Genomic DNA, 22,775 nt, shown 5'->3' with positions numbered 1-22,775 from the left:
GGACATTGACTTATTGTCGTTGAGCAACGATCGAGCGGTGGCGTGGACTGTTAAAGGTGACGGTCGGTTGGGTAAAACCAGCAGCGGCGATCGTCTCCTCAAGATCCAACGAAAAGTATTCATCCAAATACGGCTCCGTGCTTTTCAGCAACGTCTTCACGTAGGGCGGCATCTTCGCAAAGATTTCCGATTTGGGGTTCATGTCCATAATGGCGAGATGACCACCGGGGCGCAATAGACGGCGCGCTTCCCGAATGATGGCAATCGCGGCACTTTGTGGCAACTCGTGGAACAGCAAGCACGCAGAAACGAGGTCAAAGGACGCATCCGGTAAACCTGTCGACTCAGCCGCAGCGTGGAGCCAGATGGGGGAGTGGGGAGTAGGGATTGGGGCGTGGGGACTTGAGGGAACTGTTAGTTGTTGGTTATTAGTTGTTAGTTGCGATTCTTCTGCCTTCTGCCTTCTGCCTTGTGCCTCCTGCCTTCCCCCCTCTCCTCTATACTTCGCCACCGCCAAGAAGTACGGCGACAAATCTAAGCCCGTCACCTGCGCGTTAGGAAACGCGTTTTGTAGTGCGAACGTGCTCATGCCAACACTACAACCGATGTCTAGAATCGTAGTGGGTGTCTTTGGTAGCTGGGCTTTCAAAACATCGTGGTAGCTTTGGCGCAGTTGAGCATCTCCCTTCGCTCCAGCGTCCTTCCAGATACGGGCATGGGCAGCATAAGCCGCAACTTCGACTTCCAGCGCTGGCTGCCAGCCTAGATTACCTTCTTCATACGCATGGAACGAGGTGACGTAGTAGTCCGGGTAGTTTAGATCAGGCTTTTGCACCTGTGCCAAGTCAGGTTCCCAAGCTCTTGCGCGCAAGGCATCGACTTCGTTTGTCCAGTAAATGCCGATCGACTCTGCCCGTTTAATCATCATCTGACGTGCCTGACGTTTTGCCAGGTTTGCCAGCGGTTTAATGGCTAGAATACCGTTAATTAAACGCGAAGCCAGATGGGGAGAAACACTTGAAGCAGTCATAAGCGTGAAAGGATGATTGCAACGCACATAGCCTATTTACGCATATTAGCTACATCGCGGACGCAAGATACACGTTACGCTAAAAAGAACAGCCTTTACAGTCAAATTGGACTAAAAAAGCTTCCCCAGCATTCTTTCTCAGCTTTGCAGAGCATCCTACATCTATGTCACAGGTTTTTCTTGATTCCGAAAATAGCCATAAGTCCTTCGAGCTGCCTGGCGCGAAACCTCATTACAACCCCGATCGCCCCGGACAGGTAGAGCATATTTTTCTGGATCTAGCGCTTGATATTCCTAACCAAAGTTATCAAGGCACCTGTACCATTCGTCTCAACCCGGTGCGCGATGGCATCGATCGCCTGACGTTGGATGCCGTGAATTTGCAGATCGAATCTGTCCAGGTTGGCGAAACGAAACAGTCGTTTGACTACGACGGGGAACTCTTACACATTCAGCTAGAGCCAACGACGAAGGTTGGAGAAGCGATCGAAGTGGCGATCGCCTACAGTGTCAACAAGCCCCAGCGCGGCATCTACTTCATCGCGCCTGACAAGCATTATCCTGACAAACCCGTACAGGTGTGGACTCAGGGCGAAGACGAAGATTCACGTTTCTGGTTTCCCTGCTTTGACTATCCAGGGCAACTAGCCACCTCTGAAATCCGGGTGCGGGTGCCTAGGCAACTCATGGCAATCTCCAATGGCGAATTGGTGAAGACTGAAGCCGATGGCGATGACAAAATCTATCACTGGCACCAAAAGCAGGTGCATCCAACCTACTTGATGACGCTGGCAGTTGGTGATTTTGCCGAATTGCAAGACGAGTGGAACGGCAAACCTGTCACCTACTATGTGGAAAAGGGCAAAGAGCAAGAAGCCCGCATCAGCATGGGCAAAACGCCCCGCATGATTGAGTTCTTTAGCGAAAAGTACGGCTACGCCTATCCCTACCCTAAGTACGCGCAGGTCTGCGTGGATGACTTTATCTTTGGTGGTATGGAAAATACCTCTACCACGCTGCTGACCGACCGCTGCCTACTGGATGAACGGGCTGCTCTAGACAACCGGGGTACAGAAAGCCTGGTTGCCCACGAACTCGCGCACCAGTGGTTTGGCGATCTGGTCGTGATCAAGCACTGGTCGCACGCCTGGTTGAAGGAAGGTATGGCATCCTATTCGGAAATTATGTGGACGGATTACGAGTACGGTGCCGAAGATGCCGCCTATTACCGCCTTAATGAAGCCCGTAACTATTTGGATGAGGATAGCTCGCGCTATCGCCGTCCCATTGTCACCCACGTATATCGGGAAGCAATCGAACTCTACGATCGCCACCTCTACGAAAAAGGTGCCTGTGTCTATCACATGATCCGCGCCGAGTTAGGCGATGACTTGTTCTGGAAAGCGGTTGCCACTTTTGTGAATGACAACGCTCATAAGACTGTAGAAACGGTTGATTTGTTAAGGGCGATCGAAAAAGCCAGCGGACGCAACCTACTCTTCCTCTTCGATCAATATGTCTACCGTGGTGGACATCCCGACTATAAGGTTGCCTACTCCTGGGACAATGACAGCAACCTTGCGAAAGTCACTGTTACTCAAACCCAGGCAAAAGAAGGTAACGGCAGTCAGAGTGAGTTGTTTGATTTGAAAGTGCCGATCGGGTTTGGGTATGTGGGAGATGAAGCAGAAGGCAAAAACGCTTCAAAACTCAAAACTTTTTCCGTCCGCATTCATGAAAAAGAGCAAGCCTTCTACTTCCCACTCGAGAAGAAGCCGGATTTTGTAAGCTTTGACGTAGGTAATCACATTCTGAAAACGGTGGTACTAGAGTATCCGCTGCCAGAACTCAAAGTGCAGCTAAAGGCTGATCCCGATCCGCTCTCGCGCATTGTTGCTGCCGAAATGCTGGCTAAGAAAGGGGGACTAGAAGCAGTCAATGCTCTTAATGACGCACTCAAGCAGGAGCCTTTCTGGGGGGTGCGCTTTGAACTTGCTAAAAACCTTGCAACGATTAAGCTAGACCAGGCATTGGAAGGCTTGACGGCTGGACTTAAGGATGCGGATGCGCGAGTGCGACGGGCAACGGTGGAAGCACTGTCAACCATCAAAACCCGCGAGAGCTACAAAGCGCTTAAACCGATTGCTGAAGAGGGTGATGCCAGCTACTACGTGGAAGCCGCCGCGATTCGTGGGTTGGGCAGCATTGTTACGGGCAGCCTGGGTAGCTCGAAAGAAGAGAAAGTGCTGAAGCTACTGAAGTCGGTGCTAAGAGAACGGCAGGGCTGGAATGAAGTAGTGCGATCGGGGGCGATCGGTGCCCTCAGCCAGATGAAAACGTCTGAAGAGGCTCTGAATCTCATTCTGGAATACACGGCTCCCGGTACACCACAAGCACTCCGCCTTGCTGCCATTCGTGCACTCGGTGCTGTCTCAAGTGGACAAACCAATAGCAGTCTGGAACGGATTCTCGATCGCCTCCAAGAGCTATCGCGCGAAACCTTCTTCCTGACACAGGTATCAGTCGTCATTGCGCTAGGGCAGATGGAAACGGCACGGGCGATCGGTATTCTGCAAGCCCTTGCTGACCAGACACCAGATGGTCGTGTCCGCCGCATTGCCGAAGAAGCCGTCCAGCGTGTGCAGAAGAATGTTGGTTCCGACAAAGCCGTGAAGCAACTCCGCGAAGAACTCGATCAACTGAAGCAGGCGAACCAAGAACTAAGGAGTCGCTTGGAAAATCTTGAAGCGAAAGCAAAGTAATAGAGGTTAGCTCTCCAAAGTCTTCAAGGCTCCGGAGAGCTAAAGAAAAGATTGACTGTAAATCAGACTAATCAAGCCTTTTTTTGGCTTTCAGTTTTATTGAATGCGTTCTTTCTTGCTTTAGGCGTTTGGTTTATTCTCAAGCGTGGTGGTTTATCGTATCTGACAACGAGGCTACTACTACTAAGAAAGTTCGGCATAAAAAACATTCAGGGAACGTTCTTTATTTCTCCCTACTACTATCATCGTAAAAGCCAACTTTCTTTATTGCCCATTTATTCGTCTGATATCGTTTTTCTCGGAGACAGCATTACGGATGAAGGGGAGTGGGCAGAGTTATTAAGCCATCCTGCTATCAAGAACCGGGGTATTTCTAGTGACACAACGATCGATATGCTTGATCGATTGTCTGAAATTGTTACCCCGCAGCCGCAGAAACTCTTTTTAATGATTGGCGTGAACGATCTGTCAAATCTAGGGCGATCGCCAACTGAAATCACGCAGACTTATAGAGAAATTCTGACTCGTATCCATGACCTTTCGCCGCAGACTCACGTCTTTGTTCAAAGCGTTCTACCCATTAATTCAAGCCTTTTCTTTGGGCAGGCAACTAATAGCAGCATTCGCGAACTAAACAGCCAGCTTCAGACATTGGCGAAGGAATTTTCGTGCTCATACATTGATTTGTTGGCTCATTTTACTGATGCTCATGGTCAATTAGATGCTCAGTACACAACAGACGGCATTCACTTAAACGGTGTAGCTTATCAACGTTGGGCAAAACTCATTGCATCTCATGTTTTGTCAGAAAACTCGGCAGCCGTTTGACTGCTAAAACTGTTTAGAAAGTGATGACTTAGGGTTGGTTAAACTGAATGAGCGGTGTAGGGTGAAGTATTGGGATCATGAGTCCACTTACCTCAAGGCTTCCTATGGTTTCCTCCACGCTTACAACTAGCCCAGCGCCGATTCCCGAATTGATTGATGATTTGCCTAACATCTCAGGTTGGGAAGCAGATGTACAGGCAGTGACGAGTGAGCAGCATCCCGTCTTTTTGCCAACGACAAATCTGCGGCTAGACGATCTTGCGGCAACCTTTGCGATCGCCCTGCATATGCATCAGCCGACCGTTCCTGCTGGCTACAATGGCGCGCCGATCGGTCATCTGCAATATATGTTTGAGCATACAGGTGAGGGCGACAACCACAACGCAGGAGCCTTTGCCTGGTGCTATTCTCGCATGGGTGAATTTATCCCAGAACTGGTCGCCAACGGCTGCAATCCCCGCGTCATGCTGGACTATTCTGGCAACCTGCTGTGGGGACTACGGCAAATGGGGCGCGGCGACGTACTGGACAACCTGAAGCGCATTACCTGTGATGCCACCTATCAGCCCTACGTGGAGTGGTTAGGCACGATGTGGAGCCATTCTGTAGTGCCCTCCACGCCCATTCCCGACATCAAGTTGCACATTCAGGCGTGGCAGCACTACTTTGCGGCGGTGTTTGGCTGGGAGGCGTTGGCACGAGTGAAAGGCTTTTCGCCACCAGAAATGCATTTGCCTAACCAACCTGATACGCTCTACGCCTTCGTTAAAGCGTTGAAAGAATGCGGCTATCGCTGGCTGCTTGTGCAGGAACATTCTGTTGAAACGCTTCAGGGAGAACCGCTGCACGATAAGCATTTGCCTCACCAACTGATTGCCCGCAATTCGCATGGAGAAACGGTCAGTATCACGGTGCTAATCAAAACGCAGGGTTCGGATACCAAACTGGTGGCGCAGATGCAGCCTTATTATGAGGCAAAAACGCTGTCACGTCGATCGCTCAATGGCATCTCCATTCCCCCGATCGTCTCGCAAATTGGCGATGGCGAAAACGGTGGCGTGATGATGAACGAATTTCCGCCTGCCTTTAAGCAAGCCTGGTATCAGATGGCAGAAAATGGCGGCAAGTCTGGTGTCGTTGGTGTAAACGGGACAGAGTATCTGGAATTACTGGAAGCAGCAGGTGTAAAGCCAGAGGACTATCCTACCTGTCAGGCGATCGCGCAACACCAAATCTGGCAGCGTGTCTCGCCCGAAAACATCACGCCTGAAGCCGTAGCAGAGGCAATCGCGGCGATCAAGCAAGAAAACTCCAACTTTCATATGGAAGGCTCGTCGTGGACGAACGATCGTAGTTGGGTCAAAGACTATGACAACGTGCTGACACCCATGAATCAACTCAGCGCTCACTTTCACCAAACCTTCGATCCGCTCTTGCAAGCACAAGATACTGCTGAACCGCTTACACGCACATCCCATTACCGTAAGGGGTTGCTATACAATCTGCTACTGCAAACAAGCTGCTTCCGTTATTGGGGGCAGGGCGCGTGGACAGACTATGCACGGGAGCTTTATCAGCAGGGAGAAGTGGCGATCGGGTGAGGTGAGCTGGGGAAGTAAAAGAAGCAGGGGGAGCAAAGAGCAGGGGCAACAGGGGCAGATTGAAGTTGAATCTCTTTTAGGTTTATTTCCTGCACCTGTGAACGAAACGCCTGCCAGTGCTTGCTTTGTAGGTTTATAACTGTCAATTTTCCTACAGAGCCTTTAGAAGCGCTTCTCTTGCCTCCTCTGCTTTGCCCTTTACTGTCACGACTCTTTGACCGTCAATCCTTAACTACTACAGTCACAGCTACCGACATCACAACTGCCACAGTCGAGGCTGCTGCAATCACAGCCCTGCCAAGCACCAGTATTGCAGTCCATACTGCTACAGTCAGTACTGGAATAGTCGATTGCGTCACAGCCCAAGCTTGTACAGTCGAGTCCATCGCAGTTCCAGCCTGAGCCGGTGTTCTGGGTTGTGCCTGTAGAGTCAGCGTTGTTGACAGTGGGAGGTGTTCTAACACTGCCGCTCATGCCGTTGTGTTGTTGCTTGGGTTGAGTGTCATCTGGCGCAAGCGTTCCATCCGACGAGTCAGTTTCATTGCCGTCTAATGGCTCGTTGTCTAAGGGCACATCATCAAGAGGAGCCTCTTGGCTTGCTACCCAGGTCGGTAAGGTTGAGCGATCGCTTCGCTGTTTTGGTCGGCACTGACGTTGCACTTTAAGGGTTTGATTAGCAGCTTTGCAAGCCTGAAAGCGCTGCCGAATAAGGGGTAGTGCCTGACTAATGCCAAGCTCAGCAATAACACGCTTTGTGTACTGAGAGCAGGATTCACTGCAATGCAATACACGATATGCGCAAGAAAACCCTTTATAAGGAGAAAGCTGTTTTTGATAAATATTAATGAAAGTAGAGGCAGTTTGACGGGTTAGAAGGTCGAGCAGGCTAGGCGATCGACGTTGCGTTTCAGTCGTTTGCATGGGTTGAGCGAGTATGAAGCTGAATTCAAAGGCACATTGTCTAAGTAGCTGTGCGTCATTCAACGAAGGCTGGTTTTGAGGCAAGGGCTTGGCATGAGCGCTCAGCCAAACAGTACAACGCTCTGCCTTGAGGTAATGTCCTAAACCCCCTCCTACAAGTAGTTAGGGCTATCTACTTACTTTCGTCATTAGTTAAGCGAATCTTGAGATTTCTATCGTTTTGTTTGGACTTACTCCTATCTGAGTTACACATAGTGAACGCAGAGCTTACTGTTGAACTTACTTCACTGAACTAATGCTTGATTCCAGTCCTTTGCTTGAGTTTTCCCATACGCACTGCGTTGCTATCTGCGCCTTTTTAGTACCCGCAAATCTGCTGTCTACCTTGCAAACGATCGTCTATGTTGGGCTAAAACGTCCGGTAGGTCAGATCTGGCAAGCGGTTGGGCTGGCAAGTTTGTTTGCGTTGTTGATGGTGCTACACGTCTTGACCTGGTTTGTCGTTGGTGTTGTGATGCTACCGACATTTGTGCTGCTGGTGCTTGGTAGCGTTTGTTTAAGCACTAACCTGTGGGCAGCTCTGCATCCTCAAAGTATGCGCCGTTTGCTCCACTATCTTGGTTGCAAGTTGAAAGCGTTATGGGCTTTTACAGCGTCAGGTGCCACCTTAAGCTGATCCCTCTCCAGCAGCCTTGTAAAATAGAGGCATGGGGCGAATGGAGAAACCAGTATGAGTTTTCATAAAATTGTGGTTGCGCTTGACGACTCTTCACTCAGCAACGCTGTTTTTGAGCGGGCGGTTGCTCTCGCTCAAGCAACAAATGCCCAACTGCTACTCTTTAGCGGCATTAGTGAAGACCTAATGGTTTCACCTACGCCTTTTCCAGCGGAGCTGGGATCGTTAAACGCCGGTCTTATTAATAGTAACTATCAAGCCCAGCAAGTTAATTTTGAACACCACATGGAGGCTTTGAAAACGGTACTGAAGCGTTATCGTGAGGCAGCACAAGCAAAGGGTGTGCAAACAGAGACCGTGTTTCAACCTGGTGACATTGAAAAAGTAGTGTGTGCGATCGCTCAAGAATGGGGTGCTGATCTGCTAGTAGTGGGGCGGCGAGGACGTAAGGGCTTTTCAGAAGCGCTGTTGGGTAGCGTGAGTAACTACGCTGTCCATCATGCCCACTGTTCGGTTTTGGTGGTACAGGGCGAGGCTGAAGCGCATAGCTAAGGGGTTGAGTGATGCTGCTTGACGAGTGGGCTATGAGGAGTATCTGACGCAAAGTGAAGGGTAAGAAAGTGAAAAAGTTAAGTAAGGATGGCTGCCAGCCGAAGTGTTAGTGAACTACGATCGCGATTTTAGCTTTAGAGTAAAGCTGCTACCTTTTCTAAGACTGCATGACTGATTCGTCTGAAGACAACGCATCCAGGCAGACTGGCGACCCGGCACCTGATCCGGCAAACGTCGATCAGCGTGAAGCTGCTTCAGTAGAAGCATCCTGGCTAGAGGTAGAGGCTGAACTGTCGCGCCCTATTGAAGCGCTAGAAGCTGATGACCCATTAGAAGCAAAGATGTTTGGGCAGCGTCGTCTCCGGGTGCCACGGACGGTTGATCCAGCCGTGCCACTGATGATGGTGGAAACAGCATTTCTGGCAAGTGCGGCTAGTTTGGTTTACCTGGTGAACTATTACTTTCCGATCGGTCCTCTACTGCGGCTCTTTTTCTCGATTCCGATCGCGCTCATCTATTTGCGCTGGGGTAATCGCGCTGCCTGGATGGGTGCCCTAGTGTCTGGCTTGCTGCTGAGTGTGTTGATGGGTCCTGCACGCAGTATTCTCTTTGTCATGCCCTATGCGTTGCTGGGCGTGTTGTTGGGCGTGCTGTGGCACCGAAGCGCTCAATGGGCTTTTTCGATCGGCGTTGGCAGTATTCTCACTACGTTTGGTTTCTTTTTTCGCATTTGGCTGGTTTCCTTGCTGTTGGGTGAAGATCTCTGGCTCTACGCTACGACGCAAACAACAGAACTGCTGGAATGGCTGTTCATCAAGTTTGGTTTTTTAGCGCAGCCCAGCCTGGAACTGGTGCAAGCAGCGATCATTGTCATGGTTCTGCTCAACAGTCTGGTTTATCTCTTTATCGTTCACCTTGCAGCATGGCTGCTGCTCGATCGCTTGGGTACGCCTATCCCTAGACCACCAAAGTGGGTGCAGGTGTTGATGGACTATGAGTAAGGCTGAAGGCTAAAAATGAGGGATGAGGGATGAGGGATGACTGGCTGGGGGATGAAGGCAGAGGGAGCTTGAATCAAACTTCTACTGCTCCACGTCTCTGCGTCCCTGCGGTTTCCTCTCCTCCTGTTCGGGTCTATACACAACAAGAGCAGGGAAACCACTGGTTACAACAACACCGAGGGCAGCGGCCTGCTTTTGCATGTGTGTTGGGGTTTACAGCGACGGGGCTACTATCAGGTATTTCGGCAGCAGGCGCTACACCTGAAGATCGACAGTACACCGCGATCGCGGATGCCGAGTTTCTGTACCGTGGGGCACAACCGTCTCCCAGTTATCCGTTGCCACCACTGACGGTAGGAGCATCGCCTGTACTGATTTCACGCGCGATCGTGGCAGCACAACAGCTACCATTGTTTCTCTTTAATGCTGGACTACCAATCCCTCCAGCCGTACCCACGATCAATCTAGGTGGCACTCCTGCCTGCTGTCTGAGTCAGGGGCAAGCGTTACCGCTGTCAATCGTAGAACATTTACTGCATCAGGGGTTGCTCTGGGGGGCAAAACTGGCGGCAGCAAGCTCTGGCTATGTCATTTTAGGTGAATGCGTTGTAGGTGGTACGACGACTGCTTTAGCCGTTTTAACAGGGTTGGGGATCGCCGCTGCTGGCAAAGTGAACAGCAGCCACCCTACCTGTAACCACAGCCAAAAGTGGGCGCTGGTGCAAGCAGGCTTACAGCAATCGGGTCTCTGCTCCCCCTTCTCACCGCTTCAGCTTATTGCGGCTGTCGGCGATCCCATGCAAATTGTTGTGGCAGGGATGGCGATCGCAGCAAGCCGTACGGGCGGTGTTCTACTGGCAGGCGGTACGCAAATGCTGGCTGTCTACGCCCTCTCACGGGCGATCGCGCGATCGCGCAACCTGAAATGGCAACCCGATCAGGTCGTCGTTGGCACTACTCGCTGGGTGGCAGATGATCCCACCGGAGATACGGTCGGGCTGGCGCAGCTAGTAGGTGATGTACCCCTGCTGGCGACTCAGCTCAACTTCACATCATCGTGTTATGAAACGCTGCGGGCGTATGAGCAGGGCTTTGTGAAAGAAGGCGTTGGTGCAGGCGGTTGTGCAATCGCGGCTCATCTCTACCAAAACTGGTATCAAGCTGATTTGCTAGCGGCGATCGAAGCATTGGCACATCAGCAGCAGATGAGCCGTAGCGAGTGAATGCGTGATTATGAGGTAGCTAGAGATTGAGGCTTTTGGCTCGCTCATGTACGTAGCTACCTGCGATTGGGCTAGCTATGAATCCGTCTAGACAGCAGTTGCTCCTCTAAAGCGGCAATGCGATTGTAAGCAGCGGTTAGCTGTGCGGTCAGGCGTTGCACTTGCACTTCAGGGGCAAGCTGACGATCGCCATTATGGGTCATCGAATCAACCCCGTTGCGATCTGCCAAAACATCTTTGTGTTCCATACTAGAACCAAGCCCTACATAGGTTTGGTAAGACTGATGCTGAACGGTTTCATTACCCTCAGGGTGCTGTAGCTGAGTCGCTCCAAACTTGCATTCGACTGCAACATCCGATAGCTTGTTGCTAAGTTGCTCGATAAGCTGATATAAAGCATCAACCTTCGTGCTCATAATATTAATCTGCTGTTGCAGTGTATTCATTCAGTCTCTCAATAGCCCTAACGTTCTAAGCGTAATTCTAAAGAGTGAATGACGGTTATGAGAAGTATTCCTGAATCATTTAACGTTTGATAACGTTTGAGTTGAGTGATTGTTGATGGTAATCGAATGATATTGGTCTAGGTCAAACGCCTTTGCCACAACATTGCACAGAGCAAGAGATGACGTAAACTCGGTTGTTTTTTGCGCTTTGGGTAGAGAATCAAGCGCTGAACCAAAGATGACGCAAGTTCGGTTATTTTTTGCGCTTTGGGTAGAGAATCAAACGCTTTCAACACCTTAACGTGCTGCTCAATCTAAGTAGCTAGCGCCGCAGCAGTTACAACCACGTTCCGACAACAGAGAACTTAAACTTGAAGCAACTAGTGGTTTGATGTTAGCGATCGCTCTGTTCCGCAAAGCCAAAACATAGCAGTCGAAGAGAACGTTAGGACAGACATAAACCTTGAAACTTCCTTCGAGCAAGGGTTTCTATTCATCCCTCATCTGTCATCCTTTTGTATAGTCAGCCTTAAGGGGAACGATCGCGCTCCTCCCTCGGCTCCCGCCGCAGCGACAGCGATTAGTGGTTTAAACATGACTCCTAGCGCTCTTCGGATGACATTGCCGCTCATAGCTTGTAACGGCTTGCTATAGTTGCATTGTTGCTTGTCGAAGCAGATTGCCATGTCGCCTGAAGTTGAGTTTGATCAGGAGCGGAAAGGAGCGGTTTTGCATACGGCTTTAGCGCTTGTTCGCCCCAAGTAGGTACCCGCTGGAGTTGCCACAAACGGTTACAAACGCCTTTAAAGAATTTTGATGAAAGAGAGAATTAACCCCTTCAGATTGTCAGCGTAAGATGCTAAGTTTTCAAGCTTTTTTTGTTACTTGTACCGGGCTATGGACGACGGAACGCACGTATCACTCCACACTACGCGGTGAGGTCGAGCGGTCTTATACCGAATTTCGTGTTGATCCTCTGACGGCAGCAGATAAGCAAAAAGTTCTCTCTCTGTCTCAGGTTAATGGAGCTGCCCAAGCACCGTCCTTTGATCTAGTGACGCTGGCAAGTGATGAGACGCTTTGTCCTGGTTTTGCGATCGCCTTTGACACTCGCTCCGAAAAAGGTGAGCAGGTTTCGATGAGCCTGAAGGCGCTGTTTGTTCCCGATCGCTACCTTGCTGCACCCTTTTCAGACATACCACCGCCCCCACTGGCTGCTCAGGTAACGACAGAACCGGCGGGAGAAACCATCCAGGGTTTTTATCTGCGCGATGAAGGCTATTCTGAAGCAGGCGCGATCGCAGGACGCTTTACCTATCAGCCCACTCGCCAGACGCTAGAAATGACAACCTACTATCGGCGATCGTGTGCGGTCGATCAAATGCGAATCATTGCGCCCGATCTGCGACTCCGCACCATTGTCACTTATCAACGCCCAGAGGGAAATGTACCACCAAGCGTGATTGACTTGGTTGGCTTTGGTGTTGAGCGGAAGCAGCCTGCTTAAGGTATGACTTATAAAATGCCCGTAACCCATATATCCTACCGCTCACACTCTACAGCTCTGATCAACCGCCGCTCTTTTTTGACAGGGGCAGGCGGCGTTGCCCTTAGTAATCTACTGATGGGTTGTTCTGGGCAGAATCGCCAAAGGTTGAGCCTGCGAGTGTTGAATGGCTCGATTCCGCCTCAGATTGTAGGTGAGTACCGCAAGCACTTAAGGCAAGCGGCGATCGCTGGTTCGTTGGAGATTGCGATCGAGCCACAGTTGCAGTCAGCCTTTAACGGGTTGCAAGCATGGACGCGCAACGGGCAGGCAGATGCGTCTGCATCCGATCGCTTTGGCTGGGTGCCGTTCATTGGCAAACGCTCCAAGCCAATACCTGACCTGGTGACGATCGGCAATTATTGGCTTGAAAAGGCAGTGCAGCAAGGGTTGATTCAGCCATTCGACCTCAAGCTATTGTCGGGATGGCAGGCTTTACCACCAGCCTGGAAAGAGATGGCAACAAGATCTTCCGCTACACCGACTGAACAGCGGCTCTGGGGCGCACCCTATCGGGGAGGTAACACGGTCATTGCCTACCGTCAGGATATTTTTAAGGAAAAGGGCTTGCCGCCGCCAACGGATTGGTCTGACTTATGGCGATCGGACCTACGCGGACATATTTCTCTCCTTGATCAACCGCGTGAAGTCATTGGGTTGACGCTCAAAAAACTGGGGCAATCTTACAACACTGCCAACCTGGAGACGGTGCCAACGCTGCAAGGTGAACTAATGGCACTACACCAGCAGGTCAAACTCTATAGCTCTGACGCTTACCTGCAACCATTGCTGCTGGGCGATACCTGGTTAGCCGTTTGCTGGTCTACCGATCTATTACCGCTGACGCAGCGCAACCAGAAGCTGGCTGTTGTGGTGCCGAAGTCGGGTACGGCTTTATGGGCAGACCTCTGGGTGCGTCCAGCCGTTGCAACGCCTGCCTCGTCTTCACTTGCGGCGGATTGGATTAGTTTTTGCTGGCGACCAGAAATTGCCAGTCAACTCTCGCTGATTAGTCGAGCGATGTCGCCAGTGGTACTGACAACGCCAGTAGCTAACCTGCCGATCGAGCTGCGGCAAAATCCTGTGCTGTTACCTGCTGCTGCGACCCAAGCGGCAAGCGAGTTTCTCCAGCCCCTCGATCGCGCTACGGTTTTGCAGTATCAAGTGCTTTGGCAGCGCCTGCGCCAGGTAAGCGGTTAGAGCCACCTCGTAACCCTCCTCTGCCGGAGGAGTCGAGCAGGATGCTACAGGCGATCGTATCGGCTGGAGGGGTCGGTAGTGAAGCCTCTAACGCAGTAGGCTCAGTGTCTGCTAGACCCTCAGACAAGGGGCGGTTCTGCAAATCATCAATGTTAATGGTGCTGAAATCGCAAGTGGATGCGCCAAGCAACGTTGCCTGTCCATCAAAGACGCGCACATTGTAGCCGTAGTCGCGAGCCGTCTTGCCAAAACGGTGGATGAAGGCATAGCGATCAAGGTAGTCCAGCAAACTCCATAGCTGGCGATTTACCACCAAATCCACCCGACCGGGACGACCACTACTGGGATACGCTAACCAGTTCTCCAGCAAGTTATTGCCGTACGTCTCCTGGTCGGCAAGCTGATCTCTGAGCCACCAGAGGCTAGGAACCGTTAATTGTGTGAGCGAGATTTTGTTGGCGGTCACCACGTAGGCGGGCGTGTTTCCGAGTGCCAGGGCTTCTAGATCTAACGGTTCTAGATCGGGCTTCAACGTTAAGCCTGGTTTAGTCGGTGCATCAGTCTCGATCGTCTGAGCGCCAGCATTGACAGCTAGACCAGAACCGATTCCAGTTAGCCCAAGTGAAACTACCAGCAGAACACTGCTAAACTGCTTGCTACAGTGCATCAGCCGCTCTCTACAGGTAAGAGATCTACAGGTAATAGCGGCTGTCTTGCCATTCGTTGCGTTGCGCTGCTGCATTGCCTCGTTTTCGCCAGGTAACTTCTCCCCGTGCCGTACGGATCAGGGCATTTTCGACCGCATCTGCCACATTGCGCCAGGAAAGCTCCTTCTGACCCAACAATTCTTTTAACTCCTGAAGGCCGAGCTGTGACTCTTGATCACCACTACTTTTTAGAGGCACTACGGCTCGCAGTGGATCTCGCTGAACTGCCGCGATCGCCTGACGGACCGCTGCAATAACTTGGGTATGCAGTTCTTTATGCGCCCGGAGACGCTGCTGCTCTAAACCTTTCTCACTGGTAGCATAGAGCGCTGGCAGGCGATTAAGGGCAAAGGCAATTACTTCTGCCTTGTTCACATAATTGGCGACTTTGGCAGACAGTCTCTGAAACTGCTTTTCCACCTCTTCTACAACGAGCGACTCCATCACGTTGCAGTAAGTTTGAGCAAGATTGGATTGATTAGTAGCCATGACGAATTTCAGGAGTGAGAGGGCTGAACAAGAGCCTAAGAGCATCGTTGAAAATGCTTTTTCAGTAACTTGAAGCAATGCACCTGATCAATATAAGTACGTAGTATAACCTAGCTAAGATTGAACTCAGGCTAGCTCTACATTTCATCAGTATTTTCAAAACAATTTAATACTAAGTTTAATTTTTTCGAATAAAGATAATAGTGTCTTTATACGTTGCTAACTGATGATTCCGTGAATACACGCTTGTCAGAATACCGATCAAAATAGGCATGGGCTTTCTGCCTTTATGGGTATTGAACTGCGATCGCGTTACTTTTGGTGCATGGGTAGCCAGATCTGAAAGCGCGTGTCGCCCGGCTGAGAGGTCACGCGGACTTCGCCATGATGTCGATTGACAATAATGCGACGCACAATATCAAGCCCTAAACCGGAACCGTCACCCACACCTTTGGTTGTAAAGAATGGCTCAAAGATGTGAGTTTGCACGGCTGGTGGAATGCCTGATCCAGTGTCGGCAATCTCAATAAATACCTGGTCATGGTCGATCGCCGTCCGAATAGTCAAGCTGCCTTTACCGTTCATCGCATAGGCGGCATTGTCAATTAAATTTGTCCATACCTGGTTTAGTTCGCTGCCGTAAGCGCTGATGCGGGGTAGGTTGGAGGCGTACTGACGATCGATCGTAATGCCGTATTTGAGTTTGTGATTGAGGATCGTGAGCGTACTCTCCAGTCCTTCATGCAAATCGACTTCCTGTAACGGCGCTTGATCCATATAGGAGTAGGATTTGATGGCTTTTACCAGCGTTGAAATGCGGCTGGTGCTCTGCTCCACTTCGTTAACTAAGCTTGCTAGGCTCAATGTTTCAGCCAGCCAGGAAAGTCCTTCGGTCAGTGCCTCTGAGGTTAGCTGTTGGGTGAGTTTATCGAGCTGTGCTATGTCTACACCACCTGCAACCAGCACGGGGGCAAGCGTCCAACCGTTTGCAAAATCATGGTCGTCGAGCCAGTCGGTCAAGGCATCTTCGCGATCGCTCTGCTCTAGTGGTGCTAATCGATGACCGGCTGTAAGGTAGGCGATCGCCGACTGCTGTACTGTCACCAGCGCTTCTCGTTGAGCAGCGGGAAACAGCTCGTCGCAGAGTTTCAGCAAGCGCGTTTGAATGGTGGCGATCGCCTCCCGTAATTGTTGAGCAGCTCTGTGTCCGGCAGCGGCAGGGTTGTTTAGCTCGTGGGCAAGTCCGGCTGACAGTCTACCCAGCGCGGCTAATTTTTCTTGCTGCTGTAGTTGAAATTCGACTTCGTGTGCCCGCCCGACCATCGCGTTCAAAATCACTGACCCACCCTGAGAACACTCAACGAGAATGCGCTTGAAGGTGGGAGGGTCAATTTCTAAAACGCGACTGGAGCCTAGCGATCGTGCAGTGGCGATTGCTGGGGTACCCGTAAGCATGGACAAATCACCTGTGAACTGCCCCCGCTTGTGCAGGGCAAGGATCTGCGTTTCACCATGCACGGTTTTGGTAATCTGCACTTCCCCCTCTAGCACCACGTAGAACTGATAGACGGGGTCGCCTTCCTGAAAAATAGTGACCCCATCCATAAGCTGCAATTCGCGCCCGTGTTCCCGCAAGCGCTGGAGTTCTTCGTCAGATAGTGTAGGAAAAAGTCGATCGGCGTTGGGATCGTGGAGCATAGCTACACCTTACTGAGATAGCGATGAATGAACTGAACCGCGATCGCGCCTTCTCCAACACCAGAGGCAACTCGTTTTATGGAGCCAAAGCGAACATCGCCCGCCGCAAAGATACCGGGAACGTTCGTCTCCAGTAAGAAGGGGCTACGTTCTAAAGTCCAGCCGTGGGGTCGATCGCGATCAGGATGATCGCGCAGCAGATCTGGTCCCGTTAGAATAAAGCCCTGTTTGTCGCGCTCGACAAGACTATCGAGCCAATCGGTGCGGGGCGTGGCACCAATGAAGATAAAAAGTGATTTGGCAGCAACAGCCTCTTTTGTGCCCGTCGCTGCATTGGCAATAACGATCGACTCCAAATGCCCATTACCTCTGGCTTCCACCACGCTACACTCTGGGCAGACTTGAATGTTCTCCACTGACGCAATCTGGTCAATGAGGTATTGAGACATACTGGCAGTCAGAGACGTGCCTCGTAGCAACATCACGACACGGCGGGCGTATTTAGAAAAATGCATTGCTGCCTGTCCAGCCGAGTTTGCACCACCCACGATGTAAACATCCTCGCCTTTGCAGGCGATTGCTTCGGTCATCGCTGCGCCGTAATACACGCCAGCACCCGTCAGTGCTTCCATGCCGGGTACATCTAGCTTTCGGTACGAAACGCCCGTCGCAACCAGCAAGGCATGACAGCTGAGTTCACTACCATCTGAGAGGGAAACAATTCGGTAAGAGTCTTGCAGACGAACGCCTCGCACCTCTTGCGGTGTGAGAATCTCGACCCCAAAGCGACGCGCCTGGGTAACAGCACGACGTGCCAAGTCTGCACCACTCAGTCCCACCGGAAAGCCCAGGTAGTTTTCAATGCGAGAGCTAGAACCTGCCTGCCCTCCCGGTGCTTCACGCTCGATCATAACGGTGGTGAGACCTTCGGAAGCACCATAAACGGCGGCTGCCAGCCCTGACGGACCCCCACCCACGATTACTAGGTCGTAAAAAGGTCGCTCTGCCTGAGTTTGCAGTCCAATTTTGGCAGCGATGTCTAGATTGGAGGGCTGTACCAGACGAGTGCCATCGGGAAAGAGCACTAAGGGGAGCGATCGCTGCCCATCAGTTTCCGCATACGCCACCAGTGCTGGAGCTTCTGGAGCTAGTTCCATGTCAAGCCACTGGTAGGGCACCTGATTCCGCGCCAAAAAGTCCTTGACCTGGTGTGAGAGCGGCGACCAGCGATTTCCAACGACGCGAATGCCTTCAAACGGTGGGCTACTGGTTGCCTGCCAATCATCCAGCAGGTCGTCCAGCACGGGATATAGCCGCTCTTCGGGCGGGTCCCACGGTTTTAGCAGGTAGTAGTCGATGCGAGCGCTATTAATGGCACGAATGGCAGCATCAGTATCAGCGTAAGCGGTAAGTAGCGCGCGCTTGGCATCAGGAAAAATGGTGATCGCCTGCTCCAAAAACTCTACCCCGCTCATATGAGGCATCCGCTGATCAACGACAAACAGCGAAATTGGTTCATTTCGCAACTTCAATTGCTGTACGGTGTCGAGGGCTGCTGCGCCAGAGTCTGCCCGGATGACACGAAAGCGATCGCCATACTGCCGTCGCAAATCACGCGACACAGCTTGTAAGACTTCTGGATCATCGTCAACGCTTAGAATTACAGGTTTTGCCATGAAAATACCGCTTGACACGCATCCAAAGTCTAAACCCTAAAGCCGTTGCAGGGATGTCAACCAGATCGCACTTTGACACAAGTGCACGGAAAAATGTGATGGAGTGGAAGGGTGGAGGGGGAGAAGGGTGAAAGGGGATCAAAGCCTCGACTCATCCTTGCAACAGCTTTCCAAGAGGCTTTTAAGTAATGGTTTTGGTGATTGCCTTGTAGGAGCGTCGTGCGATCGCGCGCAAATACTTTTGCTGCTGCAAACCGTGAAGCAAAATGCAGCCAAGAAAGGTATAGCTTAACCAGAAATGAGCATTGCGACCGAACTCAGCCAGTGCTTGATTAGCGCCAATCAACGGCGGCAGCGCAATGCCTGTACCGAAAATAACGACACCTTTACCATATGCGTTGGAGAACAGATAACCACTTAGCGGCACCAGCAGCATAAAGGTGTAAAGAACGATGTGGAGTGCAAATTTCTGCCACCAATGAGCGGTCGTTTTAGGCAGTCGGCGACGATATTTGTGCAGCACAACGCCTATCAAGACGGAGATTCTGGCTAATAGCAAGCTCATTACTACAACGCCCAAGGTTTTGTGGAAGGTGTATAAAGAGCCGCGATACGTCACTTCTCTAGACAGATCAGCCATATAAATGCCGCCTGCAAACAGCACTAGATAAACGACTGCCATCAACCAGTGCAAAAACCACAACCGTTGAGCAGCAGACTTTTGAGGCTTAGGGGCACTTGAATTGCTTTGCTGGGCAACTGCCACGTTCAAACCTCCTGGTGTTAATTACTACTCAGTATGAAATAGGACTTTTACATAAGGTGTTTAGATCCCTGGCTTCTAGTTAAGAGCCAGCCTTATAAGCTGACCCTAACGTAGAAGTCGGGAATCTCTGTGTACCCTAAAAAGCTTGCAGCCTTAACGCTTTACGCTTGCTTAAGACTGAGCTTGAGTCGGAAATTCGCCTGGGCTAACCGAGATAGTAAGCGGTTGACCGTTGCGATCGACCTGAATTGGCAAGCTAGCACCAATTTTGCTAGCTTCAATCACCTGCTGCACGTCATCGGCTGTTTTGACCGATCGCCCATTCACCGATTGAATCACGTCTCCGGCTTTGAGTCCGGCGCTGGCAGCGGGTGAGCTACGTGCGATTCCCACCACGACAACACCCTGATCGGCTTTGACTGTTGTCCCCAATTCGGCATCCTGGTTCAAGGCTTCTTTTGTCGCCGCAGTCAGGTTTGTCATCTGCACGCCGATGTACGGATGATCAACCTTGCCGCTGGCAATCAATTGGCTAGCAACTTGCTGTGCTCGGTTGATCGGGATGGCAAACCCAAGCCCCTGAGCGCCACCAATGATGGCAGTATTCATGCCAATCACCTGCCCTTTTTGGTTGAGCAACGGACCGCCAGAATTGCCTGGATTAATGGCGGCATCGGTTTGGATGAAGCTAACGCGCTTATCGGGTGCGCCGACAATGCCGCTCGATCGTCCCGTACCACTGATGATCCCAGCCGTCACCGTGTTATCTAAACCAAGAGGATTGCCGATCGCGATCGCCCATTCGCCTGGTTTGATTTGGTCTGAGTTGCCGAGCGGCGCGATGGGTAAGTTGGTTGCCTGAATTTTCACCACTGCCACATCCGTCAGCGTATCTTTGCCTAAAACTTTCCCTGTAAATTCGCGTCCGTCCTTAAGCGTAACGGTGACACTGGTAGCACCATCCACCACATGAGCATTCGTCAGAATCAAGCCATCTGCCTGGGTAATGAAACCAGAGCCGCTACCCCGCACCATACGACCATTCGACTGGGGCGATCGACGGACGGTGCGAGAAGAATCAATCCGCACAACAGCAGCACCCGTTTTATCAGCTACTGCTGCAATGAAGTTGTCACCGGAACCAGTCACCGGGGCAGAGGGTATTTGGGCGATTGACGGTTGGGTCGATACCGCATTCGTTGGTACAAACTGTGTGCCGACCAACAGTCCACCAAGAGCACCCATAGACAATAACGACAGGGATTGCAGCGACAATTTGCGCGAAAGAGGTTGAGACATGATACGTTTCCTTAATGAGAGAATGAGTCGTTTGAGCCTACCCTGATGCTGGTTCCAGTCCTGCTACCGTAAATTGGCAGGAACTTCGTCAGGGATCACCCAGTAGTAGACAGTGTGTTGGCGACCGCCAACGTCAATTTTTTCAGTCCGTTCGGGCTTCCAATCACCCATGTCAAAGTCGTGGGAGACAACCCGCGTTCCTGGCTTGAGTTCCTTGAAGAGCTTGGGGCGCAGTTTCAAATTCAGATCAGGTAGAAGATAGAGCGTGACGACCGATGCCTGGCTTAAGTCAGTTTCAAACAGGTCTTGCTGGCGAAACTCCACGCGATCAGTCACTTTTGCAGCTTGAGCATTTTCATTTGCCTCTTGAATGCGCTGGGGATCGATGTCAATGCCGACCCCTTTAGCACCAAGCTTTTGAGCTGCCGTGATGACAATACGACCATCGCCACTGCCCAAGTCATAAATAACGTCGTTGTTTTTCACCTTTGCTAATGCCAGCATTCGAGCAACCACCTCATTAGGGGTTGGAACATAAACCACATCGGGTCGTCGCTGTGCCGTTTCCGGTGCTGGTTCTGCTGTGGTCATTGCTGGTGTTGAGGCGGAAGCAGCAGGGGTTGAGGCAGAGGCAGCAGGGGTAGAAGCTTGTGCGTTGCCTTGAGCGCCCTCTTGAGTACTGTCTCGTTGCTGTCCACAGCCTGCTAATGTCAGACTTCCAGCGCTTAAACCGATAATGAGCAAGCGTGCAATGTTTTGTCTTTTTTGTTGTAGACGCATGGTGCTTTCTCCTAATGAATAGTGTTGTGTCAAGTAACTGAGAGCTGAATGACTGTTGTAACGTCAGGTACTTGCTGACGATCGCCCTACGGTTGAACCCGCTTTCGCATCAGCCACAGGATGGGAACGCCGATCGCTAGCACTGCCACCCCCACTAGCGCACCCAAGCCTGTAAAAACGAGGCTGGAGTAAAGCAAATAGAGGCAAACGCTACAAAAGAGCAGGGGCACTAGGGGAAACAACGGCACCCGAAACGGTCGAGGAGCCTCTGGTTCACGCCAGCGCAGCACGAACAACGCAATGCCTGACAGCAGAAAGAAGAACCAGAACACTGGGGCAGTGTAGTCCACCATCGTTTCAAAGCCTTTGCGGGTCAAAGCGCCCAGCAGTACGAGCGCCAGCGCGATCGCGCCCTGTACCAGCAGCGCATTAGCAGGGACGTTTGCGCGATTGTTCCAGCGTCCCAATAAGGCAAACGCTGGAAAGTCCCGCCCAAGTGCGTAGTTTGTGCGTGCGCCCGTAAAAATGGTGGCGTTTGTCGCGCCCAAGGCTGAAACGGCAATCAAAAAGCTGATGAATTTAGCGCCACCCTCGCCAGCGACCTGTCGCATGAGGTCGGCTGCTACTGCCTCGGAGCCTGCCATACCTGCTAGACCTAACCCTTGTAGATACGCTAGGTTAATCAGCAAGTAGATGCTGACAATAATGCCAATGCTCCACAATAAGGCTTTCGACATATTGCGCTGAACGTGGCGTATTTCTGCTGACAAGTGAGCTGCTTCATTCCAGCCGCCGTAGGTCAGCAGTACAAAGAGCATCGCTAACCCAAATGACCCTTGAGACGCTGGCTCTGCTGGCACAGGTGCAGTAGTTGTCGTTGCTGCTAAACCTGCCACAATAACCAGTAGCAGCCCTAGCACTTTTGCCAGTGTCAGCAGGTTCTGCGTCCACTTCCCTTGCTCGACGCCTGTAAAATTCAGCCCTGTCAACACGACAATACTGAGCATGGCGTAGAGAAACGAACTGTAGCTGCCCAACGGCAAAAGCTGTGCAGCGTAATCACCAAAGATAAATGCCAGTAGCGCGATCGAACCTGTTTGAATCACTGCCATCCGCGCCCAAGCAAAGAGAAAAGCAAGGTTTGGACCATACGCCCGCATGAAGTAGTGATAGCTACCGCCCGCATCCGGAAACGCGCTTGCCAGCTCTGCATAGCACAGTGCACCCACTAGCGACATGGCACCACCCAGAACCCAAATCGATAGCGCCATACCTGCACTACCCGCATTAGCAGCCACTAACGCAGGCGTCTCAAAAATGCCTGCCCCCACGACCATGCCAACAATGATGGCAGTGGCATCCGTGACGGAAAGCGTTGACTTTAGCAGGGTTGGCTGTGGCTCGATTGACTTGATTGTCATGTCCTACTACCTGAACGTTTTTGCATAAGAGACTTTGGACACTGAGCTAATTAGAAATTGTCAGGAACGCATCAAGGGAATGGCGATCGCTGCACCAGTGCCTGAACCAAAGCTGCTCTAACTCAATTTCAAAAGTACTGCTGGTAGCTTCCC

20 protein-coding genes are annotated in these 22,775 nt (G+C 51.4%); 9 read left to right on the top strand and 11 right to left on the bottom strand.

The window, feature by feature from the left end:
• Positions 1 to 10: 10 nt before the first annotated feature.
• Entirely contained in the window at positions 11 to 1,030 is a 1,020-nt protein-coding gene (locus tag H6F76_RS17465; RefSeq protein ID WP_190510203.1) for a class I SAM-dependent methyltransferase, read from the bottom strand.
• Between the two features lie 164 nt (positions 1,031 to 1,194).
• On the opposite strand from H6F76_RS17465, the gene H6F76_RS17460 reads away from it, so the two are divergent.
• The 3 genes from H6F76_RS17460 to H6F76_RS17450 all read left to right on the top strand — a co-directional run bounded on the left by H6F76_RS17460 (position 1,195) and on the right by H6F76_RS17450 (position 6,221).
• Positions 1,195 to 3,792 carry a M1 family metallopeptidase gene (locus H6F76_RS17460; RefSeq protein ID WP_190510201.1) on the top strand — a complete coding sequence of 866 codons (2,598 nt, stop codon included), beginning with the start codon at positions 1,195 to 1,197 and terminating at the stop codon, positions 3,790 to 3,792.
• Positions 3,793 to 4,059: 267 nt separating this feature from the next.
• Complete coding sequence (locus H6F76_RS17455; RefSeq protein ID WP_190510199.1) at positions 4,060 to 4,620, top strand: GDSL-type esterase/lipase family protein; 561 nt, start codon at positions 4,060 to 4,062, stop codon at positions 4,618 to 4,620.
• A gap of 104 nt (positions 4,621 to 4,724) precedes the next feature.
• Entirely contained in the window at positions 4,725 to 6,221 is a 1,497-nt protein-coding gene (locus H6F76_RS17450) for a glycosyl hydrolase family 57 (protein ID WP_190510196.1), read from the top strand.
• A 228-nt stretch (positions 6,222 to 6,449) separates the two neighbouring features.
• On the opposite strand, the gene yidD is transcribed toward H6F76_RS17450, so the two are convergent.
• Positions 6,450 to 7,142 (bottom strand): membrane protein insertion efficiency factor YidD, encoded by a 693-nt coding sequence (gene yidD / locus H6F76_RS17445; RefSeq protein ID WP_190510194.1) that lies wholly within the window; start codon positions 7,140 to 7,142, stop codon positions 6,450 to 6,452.
• 295 nt (positions 7,143 to 7,437) lie between these two features.
• On the opposite strand from yidD, the gene H6F76_RS17440 reads away from it, so the two are divergent.
• From H6F76_RS17440 to cobT, 4 genes are all read left to right on the top strand, one after another.
• The gene (locus H6F76_RS17440) at positions 7,438 to 7,818 is read left to right on the top strand and encodes a hypothetical protein (RefSeq protein ID WP_199322174.1); all 381 of its coding nucleotides are present in this window, start codon (positions 7,438 to 7,440) and stop codon (positions 7,816 to 7,818) included.
• Between the two features lie 54 nt (positions 7,819 to 7,872).
• Positions 7,873 to 8,370 carry a universal stress protein gene (locus H6F76_RS17435; RefSeq protein WP_190510193.1) on the top strand — a complete coding sequence of 166 codons (498 nt, stop codon included), beginning with the start codon at positions 7,873 to 7,875 and terminating at the stop codon, positions 8,368 to 8,370.
• Positions 8,371 to 8,537: 167 nt separating this feature from the next.
• Positions 8,538 to 9,371, top strand: a complete 834-nt coding sequence (locus H6F76_RS17430) for a DUF2232 domain-containing protein (protein ID WP_242036716.1) — start codon at positions 8,538 to 8,540, stop codon at positions 9,369 to 9,371.
• 29 nt (positions 9,372 to 9,400) lie between these two features.
• On the top strand, positions 9,401 to 10,594 hold the full coding sequence (gene cobT, locus H6F76_RS17425) for a nicotinate mononucleotide-dependent phosphoribosyltransferase CobT (protein ID WP_190510191.1): 1,194 nt from the start codon (positions 9,401 to 9,403) through the stop codon (positions 10,592 to 10,594).
• A gap of 71 nt (positions 10,595 to 10,665) precedes the next feature.
• Here the strand turns inward: cobT and H6F76_RS17420 are convergent, their stop codons facing one another.
• The gene (locus tag H6F76_RS17420; protein WP_242036715.1) at positions 10,666 to 11,010 is read right to left on the bottom strand and encodes a hypothetical protein; all 345 of its coding nucleotides are present in this window, start codon (positions 11,008 to 11,010) and stop codon (positions 10,666 to 10,668) included.
• Between the two features lie 886 nt (positions 11,011 to 11,896).
• On the opposite strand from H6F76_RS17420, the gene H6F76_RS17415 reads away from it, so the two are divergent.
• Together H6F76_RS17415 and H6F76_RS17410 are read left to right on the top strand one after the other, a co-directional pair.
• Positions 11,897 to 12,547 carry a phycobiliprotein lyase gene (locus H6F76_RS17415; RefSeq protein WP_190510188.1) on the top strand — a complete coding sequence of 217 codons (651 nt, stop codon included), beginning with the start codon at positions 11,897 to 11,899 and terminating at the stop codon, positions 12,545 to 12,547.
• 3 nt (positions 12,548 to 12,550) lie between these two features.
• Positions 12,551 to 13,786: an extracellular solute-binding protein gene (locus H6F76_RS17410; protein WP_242036714.1), complete on the top strand. Its 1,236-nt coding sequence runs from the start codon at positions 12,551 to 12,553 to the stop codon at positions 13,784 to 13,786.
• On the opposite strand, the gene H6F76_RS17405 is transcribed toward H6F76_RS17410, so the two are convergent.
• The 8 genes from H6F76_RS17405 to H6F76_RS17370 form a co-directional block, all read right to left on the bottom strand.
• Positions 13,731 to 14,528: a hypothetical protein gene (locus H6F76_RS17405; protein ID WP_206754392.1), complete on the bottom strand. Its 798-nt coding sequence runs from the start codon at positions 14,526 to 14,528 to the stop codon at positions 13,731 to 13,733. The genes H6F76_RS17410 and H6F76_RS17405 overlap by 56 nt on opposite strands.
• Positions 14,479 to 14,982 carry a late competence development ComFB family protein gene (locus H6F76_RS17400; RefSeq protein WP_199305129.1) on the bottom strand — a complete coding sequence of 168 codons (504 nt, stop codon included), beginning with the start codon at positions 14,980 to 14,982 and terminating at the stop codon, positions 14,479 to 14,481. The genes H6F76_RS17405 and H6F76_RS17400 overlap by 50 nt, the downstream gene beginning before the upstream one ends.
• Positions 14,983 to 15,294: 312 nt before the next feature.
• The gene (locus H6F76_RS17395) at positions 15,295 to 16,680 is read right to left on the bottom strand and encodes an ATP-binding protein (protein WP_190510183.1); all 1,386 of its coding nucleotides are present in this window, start codon (positions 16,678 to 16,680) and stop codon (positions 15,295 to 15,297) included.
• Between the two features lie 2 nt (positions 16,681 to 16,682).
• A complete protein-coding gene (locus H6F76_RS17390) occupies positions 16,683 to 18,356 on the bottom strand; it encodes an FAD-dependent oxidoreductase (protein WP_190510181.1) in 1,674 nt (557 codons plus the stop codon).
• Positions 18,357 to 18,537: 181 nt separating this feature from the next.
• Entirely contained in the window at positions 18,538 to 19,122 is a 585-nt protein-coding gene (locus H6F76_RS17385) for a cytochrome b/b6 domain-containing protein (protein ID WP_190447449.1), read from the bottom strand.
• Between the two features lie 171 nt (positions 19,123 to 19,293).
• Positions 19,294 to 20,421 (bottom strand): trypsin-like peptidase domain-containing protein, encoded by a 1,128-nt coding sequence (locus H6F76_RS17380; RefSeq protein WP_190510179.1) that lies wholly within the window; start codon positions 20,419 to 20,421, stop codon positions 19,294 to 19,296.
• A 63-nt stretch (positions 20,422 to 20,484) separates the two neighbouring features.
• Positions 20,485 to 21,201: a methyltransferase domain-containing protein gene (locus H6F76_RS17375; RefSeq protein ID WP_190510177.1), complete on the bottom strand. Its 717-nt coding sequence runs from the start codon at positions 21,199 to 21,201 to the stop codon at positions 20,485 to 20,487.
• Positions 21,202 to 21,287: 86 nt separating this feature from the next.
• Positions 21,288 to 22,622 carry an amino acid permease gene (locus H6F76_RS17370; RefSeq protein ID WP_190510175.1) on the bottom strand — a complete coding sequence of 445 codons (1,335 nt, stop codon included), beginning with the start codon at positions 22,620 to 22,622 and terminating at the stop codon, positions 21,288 to 21,290.
• Positions 22,623 to 22,775 lie beyond the last annotated feature (153 nt).

Origin of the sequence: Leptolyngbya sp. FACHB-321, from assembly GCF_014695975.1 — a bacterium.
Classification (GTDB): Bacteria; Cyanobacteriota; Cyanobacteriia; order Leptolyngbyales; family Leptolyngbyaceae; genus Stenomitos.
This window is presented reverse-complemented; position numbering and strand designations above follow the sequence as displayed.